We start from the raw sequence: 24,171 nt of genomic DNA on the forward strand, positions 1-24,171 counted from the left end.
GAGTCCCCGAAGGGATGGATCATGACAGCGCACCTTTCCCGCCGAACGCTGCTCGGCCTCGCCGGTGCCGGCGCCGGCGCATACCTGTTGAGCGCCTGTGGCGGTGACGACAAGTCCAGCGACCCGAACGCGCCACAGACCATCAACTGGTGGCACATCCAGAACACCGACCCGCTGCTGCCTGTGTGGGCGGCGATCGCGAACGAGTACAAGGCGGCACACACCAACGTCACCTTCGACATCCAGCCCCTGGAGAACGAGGCCTTCAAGGCCAAGCTCACCACCGTCACCCAGGCCGGCGACCCGCCGGACCTCTTCCAGTCCTGGGGCGGCGGCGTGCTCAAGCAGCAGGTGGACGCGGGCCTGGTCAAGGACCTCACCGACGACGTGAAGCCGTGGATCGGTGGGTTGCTGCCCGCCGCCATGGAGCCGTACACGATCGACGGCAAGATCTACGGCGTTCCGTTCGACATCGGTATGGTCGGTTTCTGGTACAACAAGGACCTCTTCACCCGCGCCGGCATCACCGCCCCACCCACCACCTGGACGGGTGTGCTCGACGCGGTCCGCAAGCTCAAGGGCGCGGGCATCACCCCGATCGCCCTGGCCGGCAAGGACAAGTGGCCGGCGCACTTCTACTGGTCCTACCTCGCGATGCGCATCGGCGGCAAGGACGCGCTGGGCAAGGCCGTCACGGACAAGAACTTCGACAGTCCCGACCTCGTCGCCGCTGGTGACCGGCTCAAGGAACTCGTCGACCTCCAGCCGTTCCAGAAGGGGTTCCTCGGGGCGTCGTACAGCTCGCCCGACGGGCAGGCCGCCACCATGGGCAACGGTGGCGCCGCCATGGAGCTGATGGGGCAGTGGGCACCGGCGACGCAGGCGACGAGCTCCACCAGCAAGAAGGGCATCGGCGACAAGCTCGGCTTCTTCCCCTTCCCCTCCGTCGAGGGCGGAAAGGGCACCGCCACCGAGGTGTTCGGCGGCGGCAACGGCTTCGCCATCGGCAAGAACGCGCCAGGCGCCACCGTCGACTTCCTGAAGTTCCTGCTCAGCCCCGACAACCAGCGCACGGCCACGAAGACCGGCGCGGTGCTGCCGACCGTGAAGGAAGCCGCGTCGGCCATCACCGACCCCAACGCCAAGACCGTCGCGGCGACGCTCGCCAGCTACACCGGCTTCCAGCTCTACCTCGACCAGGCGTACGCGCCCGCGCTCGGTTCGCAGATCAACGACAGCGTGGCCGAGCTCATCGCCGGCAACAAGTCGCCCGCGCAGATCGTCAAGGACATCACGCAGGTGGCGAAGAGCGTCTGAGCATGCTCTCCCACCCATCCGTAGCCGGCCGCAAAACCCCAGTGGAGTAGGCATGACCACGCCATCGACCGTGTCGGACACCAGGCACGGCGACACGGCGACGGACCCGCCGGCACCGGGGCCGGGCACCGCGCGTCAGCGCGGCCGCCAGCCCCGGCCGGGCCGCGGCGGTGTCCTCGCTGTCTTCCTCACACCAGCCCTGGCGTTGTTCCTGCTGCTGGTCATCGCCCCGATCCTGGTGGCCAGCTACGCCAGCCTCTACAAGTGGAACGGCTTCGGGCTGCCGGAGAACTTCGTCGGGCTGGACAACTACACGCGCGCCTTCAACGACCCCACCTTCCGGGGCGACCTGTGGCGCGGGTTCGTGCTGGTGCTGCTGTCGCTGGCCGTCCAACTGCCCGCCGCGCTGGCCCTGGCCATGCTGCTCAACCAGCCCCTGCGGGGCCGCGCCGTCTACCGGCTGATCTTCTTCGCCCCGTACGTGCTGTCCGAGGTCACCACGGCAGTCCTGTTCACCCTGGTGTTCTCACCCAACCGGGGCCTGGGCGAGGCGCTCTCCGGCTGGCTCGGCGCGGACGCCGGTGCCGTCTTCGCCGACCCGGACACCGTGCTGTTCGCCGTCTTCCTGGTGGTGTCCTGGAAGTACTTCGGCCTCTACATGATGCTCTTCCTGGCGGCCCGACAGGGCATCCCCAAGGAGCTCTCCGAGGCCGCGGTCACCGACGGCGCCACCGCCTGGCAGGCGTTCCGGCACGTCACCCTGCCCCTGCTGGGCCCGACGATCCGGATCAGCGTGTTCCTGTCGGTCATCGGCACCATCCAGTTGTTCGACATGGTCTGGGTGCTCACCGGCGGTGGCCCGATCCACTCCTCGGAGACCATGGCCGTGACGATGTACGAGTACGGTTTCCGCCGCTTCGAAGTCGGCTACGCCAGTGCGATCAGCATCATCATGTTCCTGCTGAGCCTCGTCTTCGCCCTGTTCTACCAGCGCGTGGTCCTGCGTCGGGACACCGAGGGCGCGATCACCAACCAGGGAGGCCAGCGATGACCGCCAGGACCAGTCGCGCCCAGCGGACCCGCAGCCTCGTGCTGCACCTGATCTGCGTGGCCGTCGGCGCGCTGATCGTCGTACCAGTCTGGTTCGGGGTGCTCGGCGGCTTCAAGGACAACGGTCAACTGTCCACCAACCCGCTGGGCTGGCCCGACCCCTGGGTGGGCAACTACGGCGACATCCTCGCCAACGAGCTCTTCTGGCGACAGCTCGGCAACAGTGTGCTGATCGCCGTCACCAGCACCGTCATCGTCGTCGGCGCGGCGGCGATGGCCGCGTTCGTCTTCGCGCGCTACGCGTTCCGGGGCCGCGAGTTCCTGGTGACCCTCTTCGCGATCGGTCTGATGTTCCCGTTCGCGGTGGCCATCCTGCCGCTGTTCGTCCTGCTGCGCGCCATGGGTCTGCTGGACAACCCGCTCGGCGTCATCCTGCCCCAGGCCGCCTTCGGGCTGCCGATCACCATCATCATCCTGCGCCAGTTCTTCCGTACCATCCCGGCCGAGGTGGAGGAGGCCGCCGTCCTGGACGGCTGCAGTTCCTTCGGGTTCTTCTGGCGGGTCCTGCTGCCGATGGCCCGTCCCGCCCTGGCCACCGTCTCGGTGCTGGCGATCGTGACCAGCTGGAACAACTTCATGCTGCCGCTCGTCGTCTTCAGCGACCAGAGCTGGTGGACGCTCCCCGTCGGGGTCCAGGCCTTCCAGGGCCAGTACGCCGACGACACCGCACGGGTGCTCGCCTACGTCGTGCTGTCCATGATCCCGGCCCTCGGCTTCTACGCCGTGGCCGAACGACAGCTCATCGGCGGCCTGACCGGCAGCGTCAAGGGGTGACACCGCACCACCGCGAGCAGACCTGAAGCTTCCAGGCAGACGAAGGAGCGACCGTGGGCGCGGAGACCGGCCGAAACGTCACCATCGCGATGATCGCGCGACTGGCCGGTGTCTCCGTGCCCACGGTCTCCCGGGTCATCAACGGACGCTCCGACGTCGCCCCGGCCACCCGGGAACGGGTCGAGGCGCTGCTCAACCGGCACGGCTACCGCCGCCGGTCACCGGCCCGGCGCACCGACGCCGCGCTTATCGACCTGGTCTTCAACGACCTGGACAGCCCGTGGGCCGTGGAGATCATCCGCGGGGTGGAGGACGTCGGCCAGACCAGCGGCGTCGGCACCGTCGTGTCGGCCATCCACTGGCGCATCTCCTCGGCCAAGCAGTGGCTCGACAACATGCGTACCCGCTCCACCGAGGGCATCATCTTCGTGACCTCGATGGTGAACCCGCCGTTGCAGGCCGAACTGCGCCGCCTGCACCTGCCGGTGGTCATCATCGACCCCGCCGGCGTCGACCCGCAGGAGTCACCCACCATCGGCGCCACCAACTGGGCGGGCAGCCTGAGCGCCAACCAGTACCTGATCAGCCTCGGGCATCGCCGCATCGGCTTCATCGCCGGCCCACCGCACCTGATGTGCAGCCGGGCCCGGATGGACGGCTACCGGGCCGCGCTCGGCGCCGCCGACATCCCCCTCGACGACAGCCTCATCCGCCCCGGCAACTTCTACCACGAGTCCGGGTTCAGCGCGGGCACCCAGCTCCTGGCCCTGCCCGACCCGCCCACCGCCATCTTCGCCTCCAGCGACCAGATGGCACTCGGCGTCTACGAGGCGGTCCGCAAACGTGGCCTGCGGGTGCCCGACGACATCAGCGTGGTCGGCTTCGACGACCTGCCGGAGGTCCGGTGGTGCTCCCCGCCGCTGACCACCGTGCGTCAACCCCTGGCCGAGATGGGCATGCTGGCCGCACGGACCGTGTTGCGCCTCGCCGGCGGCGAGAGGACCGAGAGCCCCCGGGTCGAGCTCGCCACCGAGCTCATCGTCCGCGACAGTGCCGCACCACCGCGCTGACCGCGCGGGGTCGACGGGTTCGAGTCGACAATCCGACAGGGCGCGAGAGCGTTTCGCCGTACTGCCGGATCGGGCTATCCGCTGGTCGGCAGGGGGTCTCGTCATGCGCCGGAACCATCGGTTGACTATCTCCGCCAACCGGACGATTTGCCGCTGTAGCGCGCCAGCAATACTCCACGGACGACATCGCAAACAAACCTCGCGATCCATGGTGGACAGAGTCCTGTCGGTGGGACCCCCCGAGTTGTGCGGGCAATCAGGCCCCCGCTTCGGGTGCATGGCGCGGCTGCGATGGACAACGAGCTGGGGGCGTTGGGTGTGGCGGTGATGAAGGATCGGATCGCGGGGCGGTTTCGGCTCCAGGGAGCGATCGGCAAAGGCAATATGGGCGAGGTCCACCGTGCCGAGGACATGGATGCGAGCGAGGACTCCGGCGACCGCATCGTGGCGCTGAAGCTGATCCTGCATAGCCGTGCCGGGGTCGTCATCGACACCTCTGCCGACAGCAAGACCAGGCTACGGTTCGAGCGCGAGGTGCGCATCATGCGCAAGCTCCGGCATCCGCATCTGCCGCGGATCATCGCCGGGGCGGCGCGGGCGGACGAGACGCCGTACATCGCGATGGAGTTGTTGGACGGCGAGACCCTGCGGGACCTGGTGTCCGAGCATCCGCAGTTGCCGGTCTCGTGGGTCGCGGCCATGGGTGCACAGATTGCGGACGGCTTGGCGGCGGCGCACCTTGCCGGGGTCGTACACCGTGATCTCAAGCCGTCGAACGTGATGCTGCTGCGCACCGGTGCGATCAAGGTGCTCGACTTCGGGATGGGCCGGATCCTCGATGACGAGGCCGGTCGGGTCACGAGCACCGGCGTCACGGTCGGTACGGCCCGCTACATGGCACCGGAGCAGTTCCTCGCGGCGGCGGTCACCGCGGCGGCCGACCTGTATGCGCTGGGCTGCGTCCTGTTCGAGCTGCTGACCGGTGTGCCGCCGTTCCTGAGCGAGTCCGGGTTCGAGTTGGGCCAGAAGCACCTGCACGAGCCGGTTCCGCCGATCCGACTAATGCGCTCGGACGTGCCGACTGAGCTGGTGCGGCTGATCAGCCGGCTGCTGGCCAAGGAACCGGACGACCGACCGGAGAACGCGGTGGCCGTCCGGGAGGTGTTGCTGCCCTTCGCCACCGGCACCGACCCGGTCCCTGGCTGGGAGACCTTCGACCCGGTGGACTACCTGCGGCGGGCACGGGCCGCCGTCGACGCCGTCGCACTGTCGGGGATGGGCGAGGCCCGCGAGGAGGACGAGGCCGCCGACGTACCCAGCTTGGGCATGGATGTCTTCGGTGTGCACCAGCAGCTCATCAAGGACTACCGCGCGTTCACCCAGGGCGGCACGGTCATCCGCGACGACCAGATCGCGCTGTTCGTCGAAGATGACCTGAGCGCCAAGTCGCAGTGGCCTGACCCGTGGGTCTCGCTCAATCCGTTCTTCGCCACCGGCGGCTCGATCCTCGAACTTGTCAGCCAGGGCGTGCTGCACGAGGAGTGCGCCCGGATCTTCCAGGCCAAGAAAACCGCTGGCGGTACGCGCTGTGACGGTCGCCCGCTGACGTTGCACCAGCACCAGCGGGAAGCGATCGAACGGGCGCAGACGGGCGAGTCGTACGTGCTGACCACCGGGACCGGCTCCGGCAAGTCGCTGTCGTACATCGTGCCGATCGTCGACCGGGTGCTCAAGGCCCGTCAGGAGGAGAAAAAGGCGCCGAAGCGGGTTCGGGCGATCATCGTCTACCCGATGAACGCGCTGGCCAACAGCCAGCTCAAGGAGTTGGACAAGTTCCTCCAGGACGGCTATGGCCCGGGTCGGGAGCCGGTCAGCTATGCCCGCTACACCGGCCAGGAGAGCGACGAGCAGCGCCGGCAGATCCGCGAGAGCCCGCCGGACATCCTGCTCACCAACTACGTGATGTTGGAGCTGATGCTCACCCGCCCGGACGACCGGCGGTCGCTGATCAGGATGGCCAGCGGGCTGGAGTTCCTCGTCTTCGACGAGCTGCACACCTACCGGGGTCGGCAGGGCGCCGACGTGGCCCTGCTGATCCGTCGGGTCCGGGAAGCCTGCGAGGCGGAGGCTCTCCAGTGCATCGGCACCTCCGCCACCATCTCCAGCGAGGGCAGCGCCGACGACCAGAGGGACGTCGTCGCACGGGTCGCCAGCACCCTGTTCGGCAGTGCGGTCACCCCCGAAAACGTCATCGGTGAAACCCTGGTCCGCGCCACCGGACCCGCCCCCGACACCGTGCCGGTCGAGCGGTTGCGGGCACCCGGGGCGCCGCGCGCCTACGCCGATCTGGTGAACGACCCGCTGGCCCGCTGGATCGAGACCTACTTCGGTCTCGGCGTGGACGCCGAGGGCCACCTGGTGCGGCAGAAACCCGGCAAGATCGAGGACGCTGCGAACGAGTTGGCCGATGCCGCTGACCTCACCGTCGTCGACTGCGCGAGGGCGATCCGGCACACGCTCAAGGCCGGCTCGGAGGCACGGCACCCGGTCACCGAGCGACCCCTGTTCGCGTTCCGGCTGCACCAGTTCCTCTCCAAGGGCGACACCGTCTACGTCACCCTGGAGGACGAACTCACCCGCCACCTCACCCGGGACTATCAGCTGGTCCTGCCCGGGTCGGACGGAAAGATCCTGCTGCCGCTCGCGTTCTGCCGGGAGTGCGGCCAGGAGTACCTGACGGTCTGGCGCACCACCCGTAACGGCAGCGTCGTCTACGAGCCCCGCCGCGACACCATCGGCACGGGCGGCCAGGCCACCGACGGCTACCTCTACATCGACTCCGATCGGCCCTGGCCGACCAGCCGGGAGAAGGTCATCGCGGACCGGCGTATTCCGGAGTCGTGGTTGGAGCCCGACGAGCACGGGCAGGAGACCGTCCGCGCCTCCTACCGGGACCGGCTGCCGACCGCCGTCACCGTCGACCCGTACGGCTATGAGGGTCGGGGTGCGCTGCGGGCCGCGTTCATCCCGTCGCCGTTCCTGTTCTGCGCCCACTGCGGGGTGGCGTACGAGCAGGTCCGGGGCAGGGACTTCGCCAAGCTCGCCACCCTCGACCAGGAGGGGCGGTCCTCGGCGACCTCGTTGGTCTCCGCGTCCATCGTCCGGTCGCTGATGAGCGCGCCGCCGGAGGCGCTGGACCCGAAGGCGCGCAAGCTGTTGACCTTCGTCGACAACCGGCAGGACGCCTCGCTCCAGGCCGGGCACTTCAACGACTTCGTGCAGATCACCCAGCTCCGCGGAGCGCTCTACCAGGCGGCCCGCACGGCCGGCCGGGAGGGCGTCACCCACGAGGATCTCGCGACGGCGGTGACGGCCGCCCTGGGCCTGCGCGAGGCCGACTACGCCCGGGGCAACGACCTGCCGCCGGCACTGGCGAAGGCGGCGGCCCGGACGCTACGGGACGTCGTCGCCTTCCGCCTCTACCTCGACCTCGAACGGGGTTGGCGGATCACCATGCCCAACCTGGAGCAGACCGGGCTGCTGGAGATCGACTATCAGGATCTCGACTGGCTGGCCGGCAACGAGGACCGCTGGTCGAGGACCCATGAGCCGCTGCGGCACGCCGAGGCGGCCACCCGCATCGACATCATGCGCGCGCTGCTCAACGAGATGCGCCGTTCCCTCGCCATCGACGTCCAGTATTTCCGCGACGACTTCGACCCGCTTCAGCGGGCCAGCGAGGAACGGCTCGTCGACCCGTGGGTGCTGTCTGTCAGCGACAGCCCGAAGGTCGGCATCGCCTACCCGCAACCCTCCGGGCGGGGGATGGACCGCACCGGGCTGTTCCTCTCCGGGCGGGGCAAGTTCGGCAAATACCTGCGCCGGGTCCACTTCGGCACCAGCCTGAGCTTCGACGACGCGCAGCGGGTGATCGCCGAGGTGCTGGAGGTGCTGGCCGACGCCGGCCTGGTCACCAGGATCGAGGTCGCGCCGCAGCGCGCCGGCCGGTTCCACCGCCCGGCCGGCCCGAGCAGCACCGGTTACCGGGTGTCGGCCGCCTCGCTGATCTGGCGGGCCGGCACCGGCGAGCGGGGCAGCCACGACCCGCTGACCCGCACCTTCACCGGCGACGACGGCCCTCGGGTGAACACCTTCTTCCGCCGGCTCTACCGGGAGGCCGCGGGCACCCTCGCCGGCCTCACCGCCCGCGAGCACACCGCCCAGGTGGACCCGACCGAACGGGAACGGCGTGAGGACGCCTTCCGCAACGCGGACCTCAAACTGCTCTACTGCTCGCCCACGATGGAGCTGGGCGTCGACATCTCCGAACTCAACGCGGTCATGATGCGCAACGTGCCGCCCACCCCGGCGAACTACGCCCAGCGCAGCGGCCGGGCCGGCCGATCCGGGCAGCCGGCGCTGGTGACCACCTACTGTGCCACCGGCAACAGCCACGACCAGTATTATTTCCGCCGCTCCGAGCGGATGGTCGCCGGCGCTGTCGCCCCGCCCCGGCTGGACCTGGCCAACGAGGACCTTGTCCGGTCCCACGTCCAGGCGATCTGGCTGGCCCAGGCGGGCCTGAAGCTCGGCCGGGCCATCCCGGAGACGGTCGACATCGCGTACGCCGAGGACTCCCGGTTGCCGAACCCGGCCCTCGCGCTGCGCGACCACATCACCGCCGCCCTGCACGACACCCAGGCGCAGGAGCGGGCCGCCCGTGCGGCCCGCACGGTCTTCGCCGGCCTACTGACCGAGTACGCCGAGTCGAGCTGGTGGGACGACAGGTGGATCGAGGACACCGTCCGGACGACCCCCGACCGGTTCGACGCCGCGTTCGACCGCTGGCGTGGCCTGTTCAAGGCGGCGCTCGTCGATCAGGCCGAGCAGAACCGGCGGGTCCTCGACCACACCCTCTCCGAGCGGGACCGGCGCATCGCGGTGGGTCGCCGTAAGGAGGCCGAGACCCAGCTCAACCTGCTCAAGAACGAGAGCGTCGACAGCAAGTCGGTGTTGTCGGACTTCAACCCGTACCGGTACCTCGCCAGTGAGGGCTTCCTGCCCGGCTACTCGTTCCCCCGGTTGCCGCTCGCGGCCTACGTGCCCACCACCGGGCGTCGGTCCGGTGAGGGCGACTACCTCCAGCGTCCCCGCTTCCTCGCGATCCGCGAGTTCGGCCCCGGCGCGCTCATCTACCACGAGGGCGCGCGTTACCAGGTCACCCGGATCCAGTTGCCGCCGGACGCCGCGGGTGACGTGACCACCGGTGCGGCCAACCGGTGTGGCCAGTGCGGCTACCACCACGACGACAAGGAGCGGGCCGACCGCTGCCAGATGTGCGACCAGCCGTTGGGGGAGAAGACGACCGGCCTGTTGCACCTGCACACCGTCTACACCAAGCGCCGGGAGCGGATCTCCTCCGATGAGGAGGAGCGCCGCCGGGCCGGCTACCGGCTGGTCACCTCGTACCGGTTCCACGACCACGGTGCCCGTCCCGGTCGCCGCGACGCCCTGGTCGGCGACGCCGCCGGGGGCCTGGCAACCCTGTCGTACGGCGACTCGGCGACCGTCCGGATCACGAACGTCGGGCGGGTGCGGGCCAAGCCGGACGAGCCGGACGGGTTCTGGCTCGACCCGGCCGACGGCCGGTGGATGAACGAGCGCGACGCCGGGGAGGCGGCCGGCGACTCCAGCGAGATGCCGCTGGTCGACGCCGACGGCAACGACAAGCGCCGCAAGAAGCGGGTCATCCCGTACGTGGAGGACCGGCGCAACATCCTCGTGCTCAAGCTCGACGAACCGGTCGACCAGGAGGTGGCGCTGTCGCTGATGTACGCGCTGGAGCGCGGCATCGAGGCCGTCTTCGAGCTGGAGGACTCGGAGTTGACCACGGAGCTGCTGCCGCCGAACGAGGGGCCGCGTGATCGGGTGCTGTTCACCGAGGCGGCCGAGGGTGGGGCGGGCGTGCTGCGGTTGATGCAGGCCGACCCGACCGCCCTGCGGCGGGCCGCCGCCGAGGCCCTGGCCATCTGCCACTTCGCCCCCGACGGCACCGACCTGAAGGGACCGCACCCCGAACGCCCCTGTGCCATGGGTTGCTACGAGTGCCTGCTCACCTACGGCAATCAGCTCAACCACCGGTCCATCGACCGGCACAGCGTGCGGGACCTGCTGCTGCGTTTCGCCGCCGCAGCCGCCGCGCCGACCGGCCAGGGCGAGTCGCGCACCGAGCAGCTCGCCCGGTTGACCGCCCGGTCGGACACCGCGCTGGAGGCCAAGCTCATCACCTGGCTGAAGAAGCGCGGGCTGCGGTTGCCCGACGAGGCGCAGATCCTGGTCACCGAGGCGCTTGCCCAACCCGACTACGTCTACCGGCTGCCCGGCGCGACCGTCGCGGTCTTCGTCGACGGCCCGGTCCACGAGTACGACGAGGTGGCCCAGCGCGACCGTGAGGCCGAGGAGCGGCTGCGTGACGTGGGCTGGGACGTGATCCGGTTCCCGTACGACGCCGACTGGGCCGCCATCGCGGCGGAGCACACGTACTGCTTCGGGACCAGCGTCACCGGCTGACCTCTCCGCCCACCCCACCCACCACACGACGCGCGAGGACCCCCTCATGAGCACCCCCTTCAGCGCCGGCACGTTGGTCTCCGCCCGAGGCCGCGACTGGGTCGTACTGCCGGAGAGCGCGCCCGACATGCTCGTCCTGCGCCCCCTGGGCGGCGCGGACGACGACATCGCGGCGGTCTTTCCCGACTTCGAACCCGTCACCGGCGCGCGGTTCGCCGACCCGTCGCCCGCCGATCTCGGCGACGCCCAGGCCGCCGGCCTGCTGCGTTCCGCGCTGCGGATCGGTTTCCGGTCCGGGGCTGGCCCGTTCCGGTCCCTGGCCGGCATCGCCGTCGAGCCGCGCGCCTACCAGCTGGTGCCGTTGATGATGGCGTTGCGCCAACGGACCGTCCGGATGTTGATCTCCGACGATGTGGGCATCGGGAAGACCGTCGAGGCGGGCCTCGTCGCCAGTGAACTGCTCGCCCAGGGCAGTGCGCGCAAACTCGCCGTGCTCTGCTCACCCGCGCTGGCCGAGCAGTGGCAGGGGGAGCTGCGCGGCAAGTTCGGCATCGACGCCGAACTGGTCCTCGCCTCCACGGTGTCCCGCCTGGAACGCGGCCTGGACCTGGGCCAGTCGCTGTTCGACAGGCACCCGTACGTGATCGTCTCCACCGACTTCATCAAGTCGACCCGGCACCGCGACGACTTCGTCCGACACTGCCCCGACCTGGTCATCGTCGACGAGGCGCACACCTGCGTCGCGGCCGACGACAACACCTCCGCGCAGAATCAGCTCCGCTTCGAGCTGCTGCAACGGGTCGCCGCCGACGCCGAACGGCACCTGCTGCTGGTGACCGCCACCCCGCACAGCGGCAAGGAGGGCGCCTTCCGCAACCTGCTCGGCCTGGTCAAGCCGGAACTCGCCGCCGTCGACCTGGGCTCCGACGCGGGCCGCCGGGCACTCGCCCCCTACTTCGTGCACCGCAAGCGCGCCGACGTGCGCCAATACCTCACCCGCTCCGACGGGCTACCCGACGACACCCTGTCGGAGAAGACGTCGTTCCCCGCCGACCGGCACTTCAAGGACGAGACGTACAAGCTCTCCCCGGCGTACCGGGCGCTGCTCGACGACGCCATCGCGTACGCCAGCGAGCGGGTGACCGCCGCGGACCGGCAGGGCCGGCGGGAGGCCCGGATCGCCTGGTGGTCGGCGATCGCGCTGCTGCGGTCCCTGGTGTCGTCGCCGCGGGCCGCCGCGCAGACCCTGCGCACCCGCTCGGCGACCGTGGCGGCCGGCAGCGCCGAGGAGGCCGACCGGCTCGGCATCCCGTTGACCAGCGACTCGTCCGACAACGACGCCCTCGAAGGTCTCGACGTCGCCCCCGGCGCGGCGACCGGCGACGTGGCCGGGGGTGTCGACCGGGGCGGCGCGCGGCTCGCCGAGCTGGCCGAGCAGGCGGCGAAGCTGGAGGGCCCCACCGAGGACCGCAAGCTCGCCGCCCTTGTCACCCACCTCAAGGCCCTGCTCAAGGACGGCTACCACCCGATCGTGTTCTGCCGCTACATCCCCACGGCCGAGTACGTCGCCGAGCACCTCGACGGCAAGCTCGGCCGCAAGACGGTGGTGCACGCGGTCACCGGCACGCTCTCCCCGCAGCAGCGCATCAACCGCATCGAGGAGCTTGCCCGGGCGGCCGGCGACGACCCGGCCGCCCGCCGGGTGCTGGTGGCCACCGACTGTCTCTCCGAGGGCGTGAACCTGCAACACCACTTCGACGCGGTCGTGCACTACGACCTGGCCTGGAACCCCACCCGCCACGACCAGCGGGAGGGCCGGGTCGACCGGTTCGGCCAGAAGCGCGAGGTCGTCAAGGTCATCACCCTGTACGGCGGTGACAACGGCATCGACGGCAAGGTCCTCGACGTCCTCATCCGCAAGCACCGACAGATCCGCAAGGACCTCGGCGTCTCCGTCTCGGTGCCCGACGAGGCGTCCTCCGGGGTGACCGACGCGATCGTCGAGTGGGTGCTGCTGCGCGGCCAACAGGCCGAACGCGGCGAACAGGGCAGCCTCTTCGACGCCGACGAATACCGGGCCCTCGACCGCAGGGCCGCCACCCTGGCCGCCGACTGGCAGTCCGCCGCCGAGCGGGAGAAGACGTCCCGCTCCCGGTTCGCCCAGCACGCCATCCGGCCGGAGGAGGTGGCCGTCGAGGTCGCCGCCGTCCGCGACACCCTGGGTCGGGCGGGGGAGATCCGAGCCTTCGTACGCCAGTCTCTGCGTGCCCTCGACGGCGTCCTGCGCGACGACCCGGCCCGGCCCGGCGACTTCACCGCGGACGTCAGCGGCACCCCCGCCGGCCTGCGCGACGCCCTCGCCCCGGTGCTCGGCGGTGACGTGGTCGAACTCGGCCGCCCGGTGCCGGTCCGCGACACGGCGGCCGTCGACCGGGGCGAGGTCGCGCTGGTGCGCACCGACCCGGCGGTGGCGGCCCTCGCCGGGTACGTCCTCAACGCCGCCCTGGACGAGCAGGCTCCCGGCCCCCGCCCGGCACGGCGCTGCGGCGTGATCCGCACCCGGGCCGTCACCGCCCGCACCACCCTGTTGGTGGTCCGCTACCGCTTCCACCTCACCCTGCCGTCGCGCACGGGCACCCGGCAGCTCGTCGCCGAGGACGCCCGGCTGCTCGCCTTCGCCGGGGCACCTACCAATGCCCGCTGGCTGCCCGCCGACGACGCCTTCGCGCTGCTCGACGCCACCGCCGACGCCAACACCGACCCCGGCTTCGGCGAACGCACCATGAAGCAGATCCTCACCGACCTGCCCGCCGTCGCCGAGCACCTCACCGGCTACGGCCAGGAGCTGGCCGCCGAACTGCTCGCCTCACACCGCCGGGTACGCAGCGCCTCCGGCGAGATCGTCCGGGGCCTCACCGTCACCGCCCAGGACGGCGCCGACCTGCTCGGCGCGTACGTCTACCTGCCCGCCCCCACCGCAGGAGGCCCCGCCTGATGTCCGCCACCGCCCGCAACCAGGTCTTCACCGCCGTGCACACCATCGGCGGCCTGCTCCCCGCCGACATGCTGGTCCGCATCGCCGAGGGTAGGGACGTCCCCGGCAGCAAGCCCGCCGACTACCGGGTGGTCGGCGCGCGCTCGGTCCGCGACGACGCCGAACGGCACTGGGAGTGGCTCAAGTCGGTGTGGAAGGACCTGCGCGGCAACCTGCCCGCCGCCCCGGAGGCCGACACCCCCGCCGACCCGACCGGCCGCGCCGTCACCCAATGGCTGGAACCGCTGCTCGACGCGTTCGGCTTCGGGGCACTCACCCCCATCGGGGCCACCGGCATCACCTCCGACGACGGCGGCAAGCCCTTCTCGATCAGTCACCGCTGGCAGCACGTCCCGATCCACCTGGCCCGCTGGAACGCCACCCTGGACAAACGCCCGGCCGGCGGCGGTGTCCCGCCGCAGTCGCTGGTGCAGGAGTGCCTGAACCGCTCCGACGCCCACCTGTGGGGGGTGCTCACCAACGGCCGGCAGCTGCGGCTGCTGCGCGACTCCAACGCCCTCGCCACCGCCGCCTACGTCGAATTCGACCTGGAAGCCATCTTCGACGGCGAACTGTTCAGCGAGTTCGTGCTGCTCTACCGACTGCTGCACGTCACCCGCTTCGCGGTGGGGGAGGAGGCGGCCCCGTCGACCTGCTGGCTGGAAAAGTGGCGCGCGGAAGCGATCACGTCGGGCGTACGCGCGCTGGAACAGCTCCGCCGGGGCGTCCAGGAGGCGATCACCACCCTCGGCACCGGCTTCCTGCGCCACCCCGACAACCAGCGGCTCCGCGAGGACCTTGACGTCCAGGCGTTCCACAACGCGCTGCTGCGCCTGGTCTACCGGCTGCTGTTCCTCTTCGTCGCCGAGGACCGCGACGCGCTGCATCCGCCGGGCACCAGCGAGGAAACCCGCGACCGGTACGCGAAATACTTCTCCTCGGGGCGGCTGCGCGCCCACGCCCGCCGCCGCCGGGGCACCGCCCATGCCGACCTCTACCAGGCGCTGCGGATCGTCCTCGACGCGCTGGGCCACGTCGACGGCCGTCCCGAAATCGGCCTGCCCGGCCTCGGCGGCATCTTCGACTACCGGGAGCCCGACGCCCCGCTGCGCGGGCTGTCGCTGGCCAACGAGCACCTGCTGACCGCCGTACGCCAGCTCTGCCAGGTGCGCGACACGAGTTCGCGCCGCTGGCGGTCGATCGACTACCGGCACCTGGACGCAGAGGAACTGGGTTCGATCTACGAATCGCTGCTGGAGCTGGTGCCGAGGCACAGCGCCGTCGACCGCACGTTCGAGCTGGTCGAACTCGCCGGCAACACCCGCAAGACCACCGGCTCCTACTACACCCCGTCCTCACTTATCGAATGCCTGTTGGACTCGGCGCTCGACCCGGTGATCGACGACGCGGTCAAGCGCGGCGAGGTGGCGGCCACCGCCGCCGGACAGCCCGATCCCGCCGACGCCATCGTCAAGGAACTGCTGTCGCTCACCGTCTGCGACCCGGCCTGCGGCTCCGGACACTTCCTGGTCGCGGCAGCCCGCCGCATCGGCAAGCGGGTCGCGGCCGTGCGTGAACGCAACCCCGAGCCGACCCTCGACGCGGTACGCCACGCCCTGCACGAGGTCATCGCAGGCTGCATCTACGGCGTCGACCTCAACCCGATGGCCGTCGAACTCGCCAAGGTCTCCCTCTGGCTGGAAGCCCTCGAACCGGGCAAGCCGTTGAGCTTCCTCGACGCCCACATCAAGCACGGCAACGCGCTGATCGGGGCCACTCCGGCGCTGCTCAAGGACGGCATCCCCGACGCCGCGTTCAAGCCCATCGAGGGTGACGACAAGAAGCACGCCAAGAACCTGGAGAAGCAGAACGCCAAGGAGCGGGCCGGGCAGGACAGCCTGTTCGACCTCCATCATGGGGCCAAGGCGGCCAATGCCGTCTTTGCGCAGGGGCTGCGCCGGATCACGGACGCGCCGGCGGACGACCTCGGCGACGTGCGTGAGCAGGAGTCGGCCTACCAGGAGTTCGTGACGTCCGACCGGTACAAGGGTGCGCTGCACGTCGCCGATGCCTGGTGTGCCGCCTTCATCTGGACGAAGACGGAGGACGCGCCGCCAGCGGTCACGCACAACACTTTCCGTGCATTGGAGAACCCGAACGCGTCGGCTGCCTCGCCGGAGACCGACGAGGAGATCGAACGGCTCCGGAACGAGTACCTGTTCTTCCACTGGCACCTGGAGTTTCCCGACCTCTTCGCGGTCGCGGACAACGCCGCCGACATCGATCCGGCAACGGGCTGGTCGGGTGGCTTCGACTGCATGCTCGGAAACCCGCCGTGGGAGCGCGTCAAGCTACAGGAACAGGAGTTCTTCGCCGCCCGCAGTGAGACGATCGCCAAGGCTGCCAACAAGGCAGCCCGCGAACGGCTCATCAAGGCGCTGGCGGACAGCCCGGAGGACGCGGACCGAGCCCTGCATGGAGCCTTCGCCGCCGCCCGTCGGCTGGCCGAAGGGGTCAGTCACCTGCTCCGCAACTCGGGCCGCTACCCGCTCGCCGGCAGGGGTGACGTGAACACGTATGCCGTCTTCGCCGAGACGGCCTCCCTCGCCATCGCGCCACAAGGCCGCTTCGGCTTGGTCCTGCCGACGGGTATCGCAACGGACGCCACCACTGCGCCCTTCTTCTCCGACCTCGTCCGCACCGGACGCCTCGCGTCGTTCCTCGATTTCGAGAACGAGGCGTTCATCCTCAGTCGGGACGTGCATCATTCAGTCCGGTTCGCCCTCCTGACCGTGGTGGGCAAGGGTGATCGTGTGGACCAAGCGTCCTTCGCCTTCGGCACGCGTCACATCGAAGACCTGGACAGTCGGCGCTTCGCCATGCCACCCGAGGAGATCCTTCTCGCCAATCCCAACACTGGCACCCTTCCGGTCTTCCGTTCCCGCCGCGACGCCGAGATCACCCTCGGCATCTACCGCCGGGTCCCGGTGCTCATCAAGGAGGGCGACCCGGAGGGCAACCCGTGGGGCCTGTCGTTTATGACGATGTTCCACATGTCGAACGATTCTCACCTGTTCCGCACCCGCGAGCAATTGGAGGGCGACGGCTGGACTCTGCGTGGCAACATCTTCGAGCGCGACCAGCAGCGAATGCTGCCGCTGTACGAGGCGAAGATGCTCCATCACTTCGACCACCGGTTGGGCACGTACGACGGTCAGACCGAGGCCCAGGCCAACATGGGCACACTTCCACGGCTGACGCCTGAGCAGCATGATGATCCCAACTTCGTGGCTATGCCGCGATATTGGGTCCCTGAATTCGACGTCCCGACGGATAAGCGGGACAAGAGGGGAAAGATCATCTACGACTTGGGGGTCAATTCCCGGCTCGCTGAGCGGGGTTGGGGCCACCAGTGGCTAATGGGTTGGCGGGATATCGCCCGGTCCACGGATACGCGAACGATGGTGGCTGCCGTGTTGCCGAAATACGGGGTGGGTCACACCAACCCAATCATCTTGTGCGAAGAGCCCCTGGCTGCGGCCCTTATTGAGGCATGCTTCAGCTCCTTCGCTTTTGATTACATAATCCGTCAGAAAATTGTCGGAACTCATTTGACGTATGGCTACCTGTATCAGCTCCCAGTTCCCTCGTTGTCTACATTTCATCTGGCCCCAGGTGGGGTCCGCTGGCTCATCGACCGTGTAGTGGAACTTTCGTTTACTAGCTTTGACATGAAGGAGTATGCCGCCGATCTGGGGTGTCCCGGAATGCCGTTCCGATGGAATCGAAGTCGGCGGGATGTCATCCGCGCCGAGCTTGACGCGTTTATTTTCCATATTTATGGTCTGGGTCGTGATGATATTACCTACATAATGAATTCATTCCCTGTGGTCATGAGAACTGATGAGCTGGCTCATGGAAGTTACCGAACCAAGGATCTCGTCCTTGATGCCTACGACCGCATAGTGAGGGCGCAGGATGCAGGAATCGAGTTCGCGAGTGATCTCGCCCCGCCACCCGGGCGCGGTCCCCGTCATTCGATAGGTCCGAGCGGGGGGCGGTAGCGGCTCGGGAGTGCTTTCAGAGAGTTGGACCAAGCTGGCCGATTCCGGCTGGCCGTAAGCCGCGGCGTAATGCGCCAGAGGATCAGCGAAGCCGCCGGTCTACCCTGAGAAGGAGTGCTGTATGGCTCGGTCGAATCAGCCGCTATCTCCCGTTGGTGCGTGGTTCGTATTTATCATGAGCGGTGCTCCTGTAGTGTACTGCACTTGTAGCGCATGGGGTAAATCCGATTGGTCGGTAAAAATAGGCGCCACGATCGGCTGTGTGATCGGCCTGATGTATGCAGCCGGCGCTACCATCGCCGCCACTGATGGTAGGCGAAGGCGTAGGCGATGATGTTCAATGCCATTTAGCGGATCCGTGCCGGTGATGTCCACCCGGCGCACGAAAGCAGGGCGGGGGTGGGGGTGATTAGAGACGCATTGCCCCTGTGCATAACCTGCGTCGAGCATGTATTCGGCACGTAGAGCCGGGCAGGGTTGTCGGGGAATCGCTTGGCCGCTTCGCGGCCCTTGCCCCGGCTCTCTGCATGAGAGGGAACCGCCTCGGCATGTGAGTTAAGAGCTTCGTCCCGAATCGTCGGCAACGAACACGCCGATGCCCGTTCGACCGATCAGCTCGTCACGTTCGATCATGGAGTCGAGGGCGCGGCGGATGGTCATGTGGCTTGTGTCGTACTCGTCAGCCAGGAGGCGCGCGGAGGGAAGCTTGCTCCCTGGCGGGTAGATGCCGGCCTTGATCTTTGCGCGCAGGTCATCTCTGATCTGTCGCCAGAGTGGCTGCGCGTACGGCATGAGGCCAGCAAAGCAGCCGATTTCGGAGGCGTGTAAATCATCCCCTTCCTGTACTTACAGGCTTTACAAGCTTGCTACCATCTCCCTGGCGAACGAGGGAGGCAGCGTGGGTAGGCGGTGGAAGTGGTTCTTGCGGGCGGGGAAGGTCGCGGTGGACCTGACCGGGCAGGTGGTTCCCGACGGGGACGAGCCGGGGCGTTGGCGGCGGAAGACGGTCGAGAACGTCGTACCCGATGGGGTCCCGACCTCGCGGTGCGACGGCGCGGTCGTCTACGAGTGGCCGGCGCGGCGGCGGCCCGCTGGCGGGCTCAACCAGCGGGCGGACCGCTACCGGGCGCAGCCGCCCAGCCAAGGGCGGCGGGAGGGTTCCGATGGGTGACGCCACGGGCTCGACGGTGCCGCGCCGGCAGCTCGGGCGGGCGTTGCGGGATCTTCGCGCCGAGGCGGGCATGACGCTTGACGCGGTGGCCGAGGCGCTGGAGTGCAGCCGGCAGAAGATGTGGCGGGTCGAGAGCGGCCTCGGCCCGGTGCGGGGGATCGACGTGCGGGCCATGTGCGAGCTGTACGGGGCGCGGCCCGAGTTGACCGCCGCGCTCGTCGCCCTGGCGGGGGAGACGCGGGCGAAGGGCTGGTGGCACGCCTACGGCGACCCCGTACCCGACTGGTTCGACCTGCACGGCGGCCTGGAGTCCGCCGCGTGCCGGCTCCGCGAGCACGCCGGGGTGCAGGTCCCCGTGCTGTTGCAGACCCGGGGGTACGCGTCAGAGGCCTGCCGGCGACGCCCCGGCGAGGAACGGGAACGCCTGGTCGAGGCGCGGCTGCGGCGGCAGGGCCTGCTCCGGCGGCGGCTGCCCCGACCGCCCCGGTTCGAGGTGATCCTCTGCGAGGCGGTACTGCTGCGCGAGGTGGGCGGCGCGGCGACCATGGCCGAGCAGCTCAGGCACCTGGCGGAGGCGAGCCGGCTGCCGCACGTGTCGATCCGGGTGCTGCCGCTCGCGGCCGGCGCGCATGACGGGGTGCTCGCGGGTTCGTTCGTGCTGCTGGACTTTCCGCTCGGCCTGCGCGTCGACCCCGACCCGCCGGTCGTCTACCAGGAGTCGTTGACCGGGGCGCTGTACCTCGACCGGCCGGCGGAGGTGACCGCCTACGAGCAGGTGTGGGCGGGTCTCGACGCGCTGGCGCTCAGCGAGGAGGAGTCCCGCCGGCTCATCGTCAAGATCGGCGAGGAGGTGCACCACGGCTGAGCTGACGGTGACCGGTGTGTCGCTGGGCGTTGTGCCCGGTGCCGCGCCGACTGGCGCGTACCCTTTCTGGACCGGCAGCGCGCAGCGGCGGAGGAGGTGACGATGGCGACTGAAGATTCGTCGGCTGTCGACCTGACGCTGCGGGCGGTCGGGCCGGCTACGGAGGGCGGCCGCCTGCCGCTCGCCGAGCTGTCCCGGCTGGCGAGCGGGTTGCAGGCGGCCCTGGAATTGTTGGCACTGAGTATTGCCGGCAAGACCACCGGCCCCGGCCGTCGGCCTCGCGAGATTGTGGACGCGGTACGGCTCGACTTCGTCGGATTCCGGGCAGGTTCGGCGTTGCTGGACATCGCGCGAACCGGGCAGCTCTCGCTCGACGAAGGAGTGTTGGAACAGGCGCTGACGGCGCTGGAAGAGGGCACGAACCATCTCCGTGAACGACCGGAGGTCCTGCCACCTCACTTCGGCCCGCAGGTGCTCAACCAGCTCAGAAGTCTGACCGGTGGGATCAGCGCCAGGAGCGTCACCCGGGTGGAGCTGTGGCAGGGCGACCGCACCCGGTTCGTGATCGACGAAGCGCTACACCGAGCCGTCCGCCGGACTTCCCTTGAAAAGATCGCCCAGGAATCGACGATCGTCGGCCGCCTACACATGGGAGATTTCTCCCCCGCGACCCTGCGCTGCCGGATCGACACCTACGCCGGAAGTATCCTCTGTGACTTTGACTCTGACCTACGGGACGCCGTGCTGGACGCGATGGACCAGGTGGTGATGGCAGAAGGCGTCGCCGAGCTCGAACCCAACGGCACGACAATCCACATTCTGCACCTGTCGAGCCTGCACAGGCTCGACTCCGCCGAGCCGAAAAGCCTGGACGACATCGCCAGGGCGCAGGGTGTGACGCCGGTCCGTTCGGTCGACGAGCTACGGGGGGCACCGATCGGCGACATGAACGACTTTCTGGCCGCGCTGCGTTCGGCCAGAGGTGAGGGTGAAGGCCAGTGAAGCGGGTCCTCGTCGACACTGATGCGTTCTCGACCATCTGGCAGGGAACCGATGACCACCTCGCTCAGCAGTTGATTGGCTCGACGCCCATCCTCAGCTTCGCGACCATCGCCGAGCTGCACTACGGCGCGGCGAAGGCGGGATGGGGCGACCGTCGTGTCCTGGCCCTGGACGAGGCGGTCCGGCGCTACGTGGTGGCCCCCTACGACCAGGAACTGGCCCGGCTGTGGGGACGACTCAAGGCGCAGGCCCAGTCCGCCGGCCATGCGCTTGGGCAGACGGCGCAGACCAACGATCTTTGGATCTGTGCCACGGCGATCCGCTACGAGGCTCCGCTGCTGACATTGAACCGCAGGCACTTCGACAGTTTCCCCGGGCTCGTCGTACTGCCGTGAAGCACTTCAGCGCTACAACGGAGTGAACGACGGTGGGGTGCCGCCAGGCTCCCTCAACCGGTCTCCATGTGGGGTGTTGCTCAAACGGCCACCGCGCGGAATGACGAGTGGTCTCAGCGCCGCCGGGCGCTGTCGACTATCCGACGCGGCAACTTGCCGTGTGTGTTGCCCGCGGGTCTGTGGATCTGGTTGTGTTGCCGGCTTAAGGCTAGGTCCGATTAGGACGGGAGCGGAATGGTCGGGGCGCAGGAAACGACGTTGCAGGGTCTGTTGGAGGGGGCGAAGCAGTATCACGTGCCGCTCTACCAGCGGACCTATTCGTGGACCGAGCTTCACCTCGAACGGATCTGGGACGACGTCTGCCAACTCGCCAGGGACCGGGTCGAGCACCCGAGCGCAACCCACTTCATCGGTTCGCTGGTGCTCGCGCCCAGCCCGGCCATGGGTCCGGTCGGCGTTGCCGAATATCTGGTGGTGGACGGCCAGCAGCGGTTGACCACGCTGACACTCCTGCTGTGCGCCATCCGCGACCACCGGGCCGAACACGAGAGTCCGAAACACCGGCTCCGGCTGGACCAGCAGTACCTGACCAACCCGTTCGAGGAGCAGCGCTGGTTGAAGCTGGTCCCCACCCAGGCCGACCGGGACGGCTACGCGGCATGCGTGAAGTCGACGCCGCATGCCGGCGGGGACAACCCGGTGGGTCGCGCTTACCGGTTCTTTGCCAAGCGGCTGGCGACCATCGGCACCACCGAGGAGCCAGTCGCCATCGAGCAGATCGAGAGCGCCGTGATCACCGGACTGGCGTTGGTGGCGATCACCGCTAAGGCCGGTGACAACGTCTACCGGATCTTCGAGTCGCTGAACAACACCGGGCTGACGCTCACCCAGGCAGACCTGCTGCGCAACTACATCTTCATGCGGCTGCCCAACCGGGGACACGCCGTCTACGAATCGCTTTGGCTGCCACTGCAGCAGCGGCTAACCCCGACGGAGCTGGTCCTGCTCTTCTGGCTCGACCTGGTCCACCGCGACCCGAAGGTCAAGCAGACCGACACGTACTCGACCCAGCAGGAACGCCTCGAAAAGCTGCGAACCGAAGCGGACGTCGAGGCCGAGGTGCAGCGATTCAGCCGGCTCGGGGCGCTGCTGCGGGTGATCCTGCACCCCGGCGAGGAGCAGGAACCGGGCGTACGGCGGCGGCTGGAGCGGCTCAGCGCCTGGGGCACCACCACGGTCTACCCGGTGCTGCTGCACCTGCTCGACCGGCGGGACCAGGGCACGGCGACCTCCGAGCAGATCGCCTCCGCGATGTTGTATTTGGAGAGCTTCTTCGTCCGGCGGCTGCTGATCGGCCGGAGCACCATGAACATCAACCGCATCCTGCTCGCCGTGGTCACCGAGATGGACCGGGATCTGCCGGTCGACGAGGCGGTGCGGAAGTACCTGTCGACGGGCCGCAAGCACTGGGCCACCGACGCGAGCCTGCGTGCCCTGGTACGGACCATCCCGTTCTACCTCAACGGCCGGGCCAGCCAGCGCAGCCTCGTGCTGCGCTGGCTGGAGGAGTCCTACGACAACAAGGAACCGGTGGCGCTGGAGAAGCTGACCATCGAACACGTACTGCCGCAGACGCTCAGCGGCGAGTGGGCGCAGATGCTCGCCGCCGACCTCGACACGCACGAGACCTCCGACGAGGCGCACGAGGCGCTCGTGCACACTCTGGGGAATCTCACCCTCACCGGCTACAACTCGGAACTGAGCAACAAGCCGTTCGCCGCGAAGCGGATCGCTCTGGCGAAGAGCGGTGTCCGGCTGAGCCGGGAAATCGCCGACCAGCAGCGGTGGGGCGGCTCGGAGATTCTGGCGCGGGCCGACGCCCTCGCCGAACGGATCATTACCATCTGGCCAGGTCCCACAGAGGAGAGCGGTAACCAGTCCGACGTGGCCTGGGACGTACTGGCGAAGGCCCTCGCGGAGCTGCCAACCGGGTCGTGGACCACCTACGGCGACCTGGCCGCCCTGATCGGCACGGCGCCACAGCCGGTGGGGAACCGGCTGGCCAACCATCCGACCCCGAACGCCCACCGGGTGCTTCAGGCCGGCGGGATCGTCGCGGGTAACTTCCGGTGGGTCGAACCGGACCGCACCGACGACCCACGGGAGGTGCTCCGTGCCGAGGGCGTGACCTTCGACCAGCACGGCCGCGCTGACCAGGCGCAACGCATCGGCACCGAGGAACTGGCACAGCTCGCCGGCATCACGCCTGAGGAGCTCCCCGAGCGGATTCCCCGACCCCGGCCGGGCCAGCACGGCACCTACGCCGACCGGTTTCTCGAACAGGTCACCGCTCTGCAGACTCCGGCAGTGGCGACTGCCACGGTCGCCCTGCTGGAGGCCTGGACCGCGAGCGGCGGCACGCTGTCCTACGGCACCGGCGCGGAGACGTCCTGTTTCCTGATGGCCCGGCGCAGGGAGCACGAGCTGGGCAGCATCTGGCCGGCGGTGATCTACCCGGGCGGGAAGTTCGAGCTGGTGTTCCAGCACCTCAGCGTCCGCACGCCGTTCAACGACATCGCCCTACGGGAGGAGCTTCGGCAGCGGCTCAACCAGCTACCGGGGGTGAACATCGCCGCCACCAAGCTCACCCTGCGGCCAGGCTTCCCCCTGAAGGTTCTAGCGGATGCCGACGCCCGCGAGGCGCTGCTCGACCATCTGCTGTGGTTCTACGACCAGGCGCAACTGTCCCCGTCGGACGAGCTGGTCACCGACTAGGCAACCCTGACCGCCACCCTCGAC

13 protein-coding genes are annotated in these 24,171 nt (G+C 69.0%); 12 read left to right on the plus strand and 1 reads right to left on the minus strand.

Annotated elements, in window-relative coordinates:
• Positions 1–21: 21 nt before the first annotated feature.
• The 7 genes from AB0B14_RS01280 to AB0B14_RS01310 all read left to right on the plus strand — a co-directional run bounded on the left by AB0B14_RS01280 (position 22) and on the right by AB0B14_RS01310 (position 17,939).
• Complete coding sequence (locus tag AB0B14_RS01280) at positions 22–1,317, plus strand: extracellular solute-binding protein (protein ID WP_357520500.1); 1,296 nt, start codon at positions 22–24, stop codon at positions 1,315–1,317.
• Between the two features lie 52 nt (positions 1,318–1,369).
• The gene (locus tag AB0B14_RS01285) at positions 1,370–2,368 is read left to right on the plus strand and encodes a sugar ABC transporter permease (RefSeq protein ID WP_357064200.1); all 999 of its coding nucleotides are present in this window, start codon (positions 1,370–1,372) and stop codon (positions 2,366–2,368) included.
• Positions 2,365–3,201, plus strand: coding sequence for a carbohydrate ABC transporter permease (locus tag AB0B14_RS01290; protein ID WP_357064198.1), 837 nt, complete (start codon positions 2,365–2,367; stop codon positions 3,199–3,201). Before AB0B14_RS01285 ends, AB0B14_RS01290 begins: the two co-directional genes overlap by 4 nt.
• Positions 3,202–3,254: 53 nt before the next feature.
• On the plus strand, positions 3,255–4,271 hold the full coding sequence (locus AB0B14_RS01295) for a LacI family DNA-binding transcriptional regulator (RefSeq protein ID WP_357520502.1): 1,017 nt from the start codon (positions 3,255–3,257) through the stop codon (positions 4,269–4,271).
• Between the two features lie 291 nt (positions 4,272–4,562).
• Positions 4,563–10,841, plus strand: a complete 6,279-nt coding sequence (locus AB0B14_RS01300) for a protein kinase (RefSeq protein WP_357520504.1) — start codon at positions 4,563–4,565, stop codon at positions 10,839–10,841.
• A 46-nt stretch (positions 10,842–10,887) separates the two neighbouring features.
• Positions 10,888–13,836 carry a DEAD/DEAH box helicase gene (locus tag AB0B14_RS01305; RefSeq protein WP_357520506.1) on the plus strand — a complete coding sequence of 983 codons (2,949 nt, stop codon included), beginning with the start codon at positions 10,888–10,890 and terminating at the stop codon, positions 13,834–13,836.
• A complete protein-coding gene (locus AB0B14_RS01310; protein WP_357520508.1) occupies positions 13,836–17,939 on the plus strand; it encodes a DNA methyltransferase in 4,104 nt (1,367 codons plus the stop codon). Before AB0B14_RS01305 ends, AB0B14_RS01310 begins: the two co-directional genes overlap by 1 nt.
• A gap of 555 nt (positions 17,940–18,494) precedes the next feature.
• Here AB0B14_RS01310 and AB0B14_RS01315 read toward each other — a convergent pair.
• Entirely contained in the window at positions 18,495–18,731 is a 237-nt protein-coding gene (locus AB0B14_RS01315) for a GntR family transcriptional regulator (RefSeq protein ID WP_357520510.1), read from the minus strand.
• A gap of 106 nt (positions 18,732–18,837) precedes the next feature.
• Between AB0B14_RS01315 and AB0B14_RS01320 the strand changes: the two genes are divergently transcribed.
• The 5 genes from AB0B14_RS01320 to AB0B14_RS01340 all read left to right on the plus strand — a co-directional run bounded on the left by AB0B14_RS01320 (position 18,838) and on the right by AB0B14_RS01340 (position 24,147).
• Positions 18,838–19,110, plus strand: a complete 273-nt coding sequence (locus AB0B14_RS01320; protein ID WP_357520512.1) for a hypothetical protein — start codon at positions 18,838–18,840, stop codon at positions 19,108–19,110.
• Entirely contained in the window at positions 19,103–19,975 is an 873-nt protein-coding gene (locus AB0B14_RS01325) for a helix-turn-helix transcriptional regulator (protein ID WP_357520514.1), read from the plus strand. The genes AB0B14_RS01320 and AB0B14_RS01325 overlap by 8 nt, the downstream gene beginning before the upstream one ends.
• Before the next feature lie 102 nt (positions 19,976–20,077).
• Positions 20,078–20,977: a hypothetical protein gene (locus tag AB0B14_RS01330; RefSeq protein WP_357520516.1), complete on the plus strand. Its 900-nt coding sequence runs from the start codon at positions 20,078–20,080 to the stop codon at positions 20,975–20,977.
• Positions 20,974–21,372: a type II toxin-antitoxin system VapC family toxin gene (locus AB0B14_RS01335; protein ID WP_357520518.1), complete on the plus strand. Its 399-nt coding sequence runs from the start codon at positions 20,974–20,976 to the stop codon at positions 21,370–21,372. The genes AB0B14_RS01330 and AB0B14_RS01335 overlap by 4 nt, the downstream gene beginning before the upstream one ends.
• Before the next feature lie 258 nt (positions 21,373–21,630).
• On the plus strand, positions 21,631–24,147 hold the full coding sequence (locus AB0B14_RS01340) for a DUF262 domain-containing protein (protein WP_357520520.1): 2,517 nt from the start codon (positions 21,631–21,633) through the stop codon (positions 24,145–24,147).
• Positions 24,148–24,171 lie beyond the last annotated feature (24 nt).

Source organism: Micromonospora sp. NPDC049171 (assembly GCF_040648275.1).
Classification (GTDB): Bacteria; Actinomycetota; Actinomycetes; order Mycobacteriales; family Micromonosporaceae; genus Micromonospora.

Bases quoted from the DNA above. Each gene is read 5' to 3' on its own strand.
- AB0B14_RS01280 (WP_357520500.1), top strand. From the start codon at position 22: ATGACAGCGCACCTTTCCCGCCGAACGCTGCTCGGCCTCGCCGGTGCC.
- AB0B14_RS01285 (WP_357064200.1), top strand. From the start codon at position 1,370: ATGACCACGCCATCGACCGTGTCGGACACCAGGCACGGCGACACGGCG.
- AB0B14_RS01290 (WP_357064198.1), top strand. From the start codon at position 2,365: ATGACCGCCAGGACCAGTCGCGCCCAGCGGACCCGCAGCCTCGTGCTG.
- AB0B14_RS01300 (WP_357520504.1), top strand. From the start codon at position 4,563: ATGGACAACGAGCTGGGGGCGTTGGGTGTGGCGGTGATGAAGGATCGG.
- AB0B14_RS01305 (WP_357520506.1), top strand. From the start codon at position 10,888: ATGAGCACCCCCTTCAGCGCCGGCACGTTGGTCTCCGCCCGAGGCCGC.
- AB0B14_RS01310 (WP_357520508.1), top strand. From the start codon at position 13,836: ATGTCCGCCACCGCCCGCAACCAGGTCTTCACCGCCGTGCACACCATC.
- AB0B14_RS01315 (WP_357520510.1), bottom strand. From the start codon at position 18,731: ATGCCGTACGCGCAGCCACTCTGGCGACAGATCAGAGATGACCTGCGC.
- AB0B14_RS01325 (WP_357520514.1), top strand. From the start codon at position 19,103: ATGGGTGACGCCACGGGCTCGACGGTGCCGCGCCGGCAGCTCGGGCGG.
- AB0B14_RS01330 (WP_357520516.1), top strand. From the start codon at position 20,078: ATGGCGACTGAAGATTCGTCGGCTGTCGACCTGACGCTGCGGGCGGTC.